This window comes from Actinosynnema sp. NPDC023658 (assembly GCF_040639995.1).
Classification (GTDB): Bacteria; Actinomycetota; Actinomycetes; order Mycobacteriales; family Pseudonocardiaceae; genus Actinosynnema.
Genome location: NZ_JBFAAX010000146.1, coordinates 1 through 3811, shown reverse-complemented (window position 1 = coordinate 3811; position 3811 = coordinate 1). Strand labels below are relative to the sequence as shown.

The following is a 3811-nucleotide window of genomic DNA, read 5'->3' as shown; positions in this document are numbered from 1 at the left end:
GCCCCGGACCGCTGGCGGCGGCCGACATCGGCAAGCTGCGCGGTCTGCCGCGGGTGCGCGTGGGCGACCGGTTGGGCGCGGCGTCCGGGCCGCCCGAGCCGCACTTCGCGCCGCCGGTGCTGGAGTCGGTCGTGCGACCCGAGGAACCCGGCCGGGCGACCGAGCTGCACGCCGCGCTGACCAGGCTGGCCGACGAGGACCCGCTCATCCGGACCAGGGTGGCCGACGGCGGTGCGACGTCGGTGCTGCTCTACGGGGCCGTGCAGCGGGAGGTGATCGCGGAGCGGCTGCGCCGGGAGTTCGGCATCGGGGCGGTGTTCGAGCAGGTCCGGCCGGTGTACTTCGAGCGGCCGGTGGGTCGCGGCGAGGCCGTGCACGTGTTCGACCCGCGCGGTGGCAACGACTTCTGGCAGACGCTGGGCGTGCGCGTCGAACCGCTGCCGCCGGGGACGGGCAACACGGTCACCCGCGAGGCCCAGCGCGGCCTGATCCCGAAGGCCTACCACCGCGCGGTGGAGGAGGCGGTGGCGACGACGCTCCGGCAGGGCCTGCACGGCTGGGAGGTGACCGACTGCGCGGTGACCGTCACGCGGGTCGGCTTCCTGGCGCCGATGACCTCCGCCGCCGACTTCCGCCACCTCACGCCCGTGGTGCTGCTGCGGGCGTTGGAGCGGGCGGGCAGCGCCGTGCACGAGCCCGGTCACGCGGTCGAGGTGGAGGTGCCGGACGACTCGTTGAGCGCCGTGACGGGGCTGCTGATCTCGCTCGGCGCGGACCTCGGCACGGCGGTGGAGTCCGGCTCGGGCTGGGTCGTGCCGGGGGACGTCCCGGCGCGGGCGCTGCACGACCTGGCCTCGGCCCTGCCGGGCCTGACCCGCGGCGAGGGCAGCGTCTGGCACGAGCCGGGACCGGCCCGCCGCGTCCGCGGACCCGCCCCGACGAGGGCCAGGACGGACGGCAACCCCCTGGACCGGGAGGAGTACCTGCGCTTCCTGTCGAACCGCAACCTGGCCGCCTCCACCTCCACCGGGGGTGATCGGTGACGCAGGAGGTCGCGTTTGCGCTGGAGGACCCCGATCGGGCTCGCGGGATCCGTGACAACCAGACGCCCGGCGAGCGGCATTATGAAGGGTGAGACTTCCGCTGCGCCACAAGGCGTCGCGGACCATCGAGGGGGAGAAGCCGTGACGAGAGCGAAGCCGGTCCCGTCGGACACCGCGGTCGTGGTGGCCGCGCGCTGCCGCCGGGGGCCGCGATGATCCTGGTCACCGGGGCCACCGGAAACGTCGGCGCCGAGGTCGTCGGTGCGCTGTCGCGGGCGAGTGCGGACGTGCGTGCGTTGGTGCGCAACGAGAACGCGGTCGTGCCGCCGGGAGTCGAGCGCGCGGTGGGCGACCTGAACGACGTCGAGTCGGTGGCGGACGCGTTGGCGGGCGTCGAGGGCCTGTTCCTGCTGCCCGGCTACCAGGCCGAGGAAGGCGTGCTGGAGCGGGCGTCGCGGGCCGGGGTGAAGCACGTCGTGCTGCTGTCCGGCAGCTCCGTGACCGCCGCGGACACGGACAACGCCGTCTCGCGGTACATGATCCGGTCCGAGGAGGCGGTGCGGGCCTCCGGGCTGGACTGGACGATCGTGCGGCCGTGCGCGTTCATGTCGAACACCCTGCGCTGGCTGCCGCAGCTCGCGGAGGGCGACGTGGTGCGGGACGCGTGGGGCGACGTGCCGGTGGCCAACGTCGACCCGCGCGACATCGGTGAGGTGGCGGCGCGGGCGCTGCTGGACGGCCTGGCCGGTCGGGTGTTGCACCTCAGCGGCCCGGAACCGCTGCTGCCCGCCCGCCGGTTGGCGGTCCTGGGCGCGGTGCTGGGCCGCGACCTGCGGTTCGAGGCCCTGCCGGACGCCGTGGCGAGGGCCGAGATGGAAGCCGCGATGCCCGTCGAGTACGTCGACGCGTTCTTCTCGTTCTACAGCGGAGGGACGTTGGACGAGGCGATCGTCCACCCGACCGTGGAGGAGGTGACCGGGCGTCCGCCGCGGACCTTCCACCAGTGGGCGGAGGCGCACGCAGCCGCGTTCCGCTCCTGACCGCGCCGGGCCGGCGTGGCGGTGGTGCGGCCGTGGTGCGCGGGGTCGGCGTGGCGGTGGCGGCGTGCGGGTGTCGGCGTGGCGGTGGTGTGCGGGGTCGGCGTGGCGGTGGCGGGCGGGCGGTGGACTACTCCTCCCAGCTCGCGGTCGTGGTGATGCGTTGTCGCCAGTGCCGCACGCCGTCCCCGCCCGGTGCCCACCGTTGGGTGAAGTCCTCCAATGCCCGGCACCTGGCCAGCATCGCCGCTTTCCTCACCGGCCAGGGCGGGGCCGGGCTGCCGTAGCCGGCGTGGAAGTTCTCCAGCCGCCCGACGTGGGCGGGGTGGTGCATCCGGACGATCCACTCGCACCACGCGAGGTCCTCCACGGGGTCGCCCAGGTGGGCGAACTCCCAGTCCAGCACCGCGGTGACCTCGAAGGTGGCCGGGTCGAGCAGCACGTTGTTCGGGCCGTAGTCGCCGTGGACGAGCACCCTCCCGTCCTCCGCGCCGGTGCGGGCGTTCAGGTGGACGATGTGGATCCGGCGGAGCGCGGCCCCGCACGCGCTCAGCACGGCAGCGGCGTGGCCCGCGTCGAGGAGTTCCTGACCGTGGACGCCGGGGACGAACCCCAGCGTCAGCGTCAGCTCGTCGGCGCGGTGGACCGGTGGCACCGGGATCCGTCCCCGGAGCCGGGTGAGCACCAGCCGCTCGCGTGCCCGCCGCTGCCGCGCGCCGGGGCCGGCATAGGTCTTGTCGACCACGGTGCCGTCCCCGACGGTGTGGTTGGTGTAGCCGTGCGGCAGTCGTCGCATCGGCACATCCTGGCCGGTCGTGGGCAGGGCACGCCATGCTCGCCCGGGGTGCGTGCCCAGCTCTGGTGACGGACCCGGCGTCATTCGTCATCCGCGCCCGGTGCACGCCCTTCAGCCCGTGCCGGACCGGTCGTCACGGCGGCGGCGAGGTGCTTGTCGAGCGCGACGCGGACCAGCGCGGCGGCGAGCCGGGCCAGGTCGTCGGCGGGCACGAGCCCGGCCAGTGCGCGGCGGTCGTCGGGCAGTCCGACGCGGCGGGCGCCGGCCAAGGCCTTGTCGTCCAGGAACGGGCGCAGCTCGGGCCACACCCGCTGCGCCTCGCGGCAGAAGATGGCCGAGCCGACCGGACCCAGGCGTGGTGTCCGTTCGAGCCCCGCGCGGATGACCGCGACGTCGCCGTCGGCTTCCTCGCGGAGTCGGCGCAGGTCACCCCGGTGCTCGTCGAGCAGCAGTCGAGCGCCCTCGGCCAGCGCGGTCGACGTGCTCTCGTCGTAGCGGACGTAGTGGGCGCGGCCGAGCGCGTCCACGCGCTGCCGCCACGTCGTCTCCAGCGTGCCGCGAGGGGTGGTGCAGCCCGCCGCGGCCAGTTCGCGTGCCGCCGCGACGGCGATGTCCGCCCGGATCCGGGTGGACAGCAGCACGCTGAGCACCAGCAGCCGGTACAGCGGCGCGGGCTTGTCCGCGAGCCGGATGCCCGCCTGCTCGGCGTACGTCCGGCCGGCCTGGTCCAGCAGGCGTCGGGCGATGTCCTCGTGCTCGCTCATGCCGTCCGGTTACCCCGGCGCGAAGGCCCCCACCTGCCGCGACCGTTCAGCTCGCGCGGATCGCCCCGACCACCGGACGCCGGGTCGCGACGACCGCCGACCGGACCCCCGGCGCGCCCGCGGCGTGGGTGGCGGTGTACCCCCTCCCCGCCGCGTTACGCCCCGCCGGGT

General features: G+C 75.2%; 3 protein-coding genes and 1 pseudogene. 2 read left to right on the top strand and 2 right to left on the bottom strand.

All coding sequences use genetic code 11. The annotated features are described in order from the left end of the window. Together AB0G02_RS17670 and AB0G02_RS17665 are read left to right on the top strand one after the other, a co-directional pair. Positions 1-1043 (top strand): annotated as a pseudogene (locus AB0G02_RS17670) (GTP-binding protein); the annotation flags it as partial. 212 nt (positions 1044-1255) lie between these two features. Next, on the top strand, positions 1256-2083 hold the full coding sequence (locus AB0G02_RS17665; RefSeq protein ID WP_360795130.1) for an NAD(P)H-binding protein: 828 nt from the start codon (positions 1256-1258) through the stop codon (positions 2081-2083). A gap of 127 nt (positions 2084-2210) precedes the next feature. Here the strand turns inward: AB0G02_RS17665 and AB0G02_RS17660 are convergent, their stop codons facing one another. Both AB0G02_RS17660 and AB0G02_RS17655 read right to left on the bottom strand, forming a co-directional pair. Continuing rightward, the gene (locus AB0G02_RS17660) at positions 2211-2876 is read right to left on the bottom strand and encodes an aminoglycoside phosphotransferase family protein (protein ID WP_360795127.1); all 666 of its coding nucleotides are present in this window, start codon (positions 2874-2876) and stop codon (positions 2211-2213) included. A gap of 80 nt (positions 2877-2956) precedes the next feature. Further along, entirely contained in the window at positions 2957-3640 is a 684-nt protein-coding gene (locus AB0G02_RS17655; protein ID WP_360795124.1) for an endonuclease, read from the bottom strand. Positions 3641-3811 lie beyond the last annotated feature (171 nt).

Bases quoted from the DNA above. Each gene is read 5' to 3' on its own strand.
- AB0G02_RS17665 (WP_360795130.1), top strand. From the start codon at position 1,256: ATGATCCTGGTCACCGGGGCCACCGGAAACGTCGGCGCCGAGGTCGTC.
- AB0G02_RS17660 (WP_360795127.1), bottom strand. From the start codon at position 2,876: ATGCGACGACTGCCGCACGGCTACACCAACCACACCGTCGGGGACGGC.
- AB0G02_RS17655 (WP_360795124.1), bottom strand. From the start codon at position 3,640: ATGAGCGAGCACGAGGACATCGCCCGACGCCTGCTGGACCAGGCCGGC.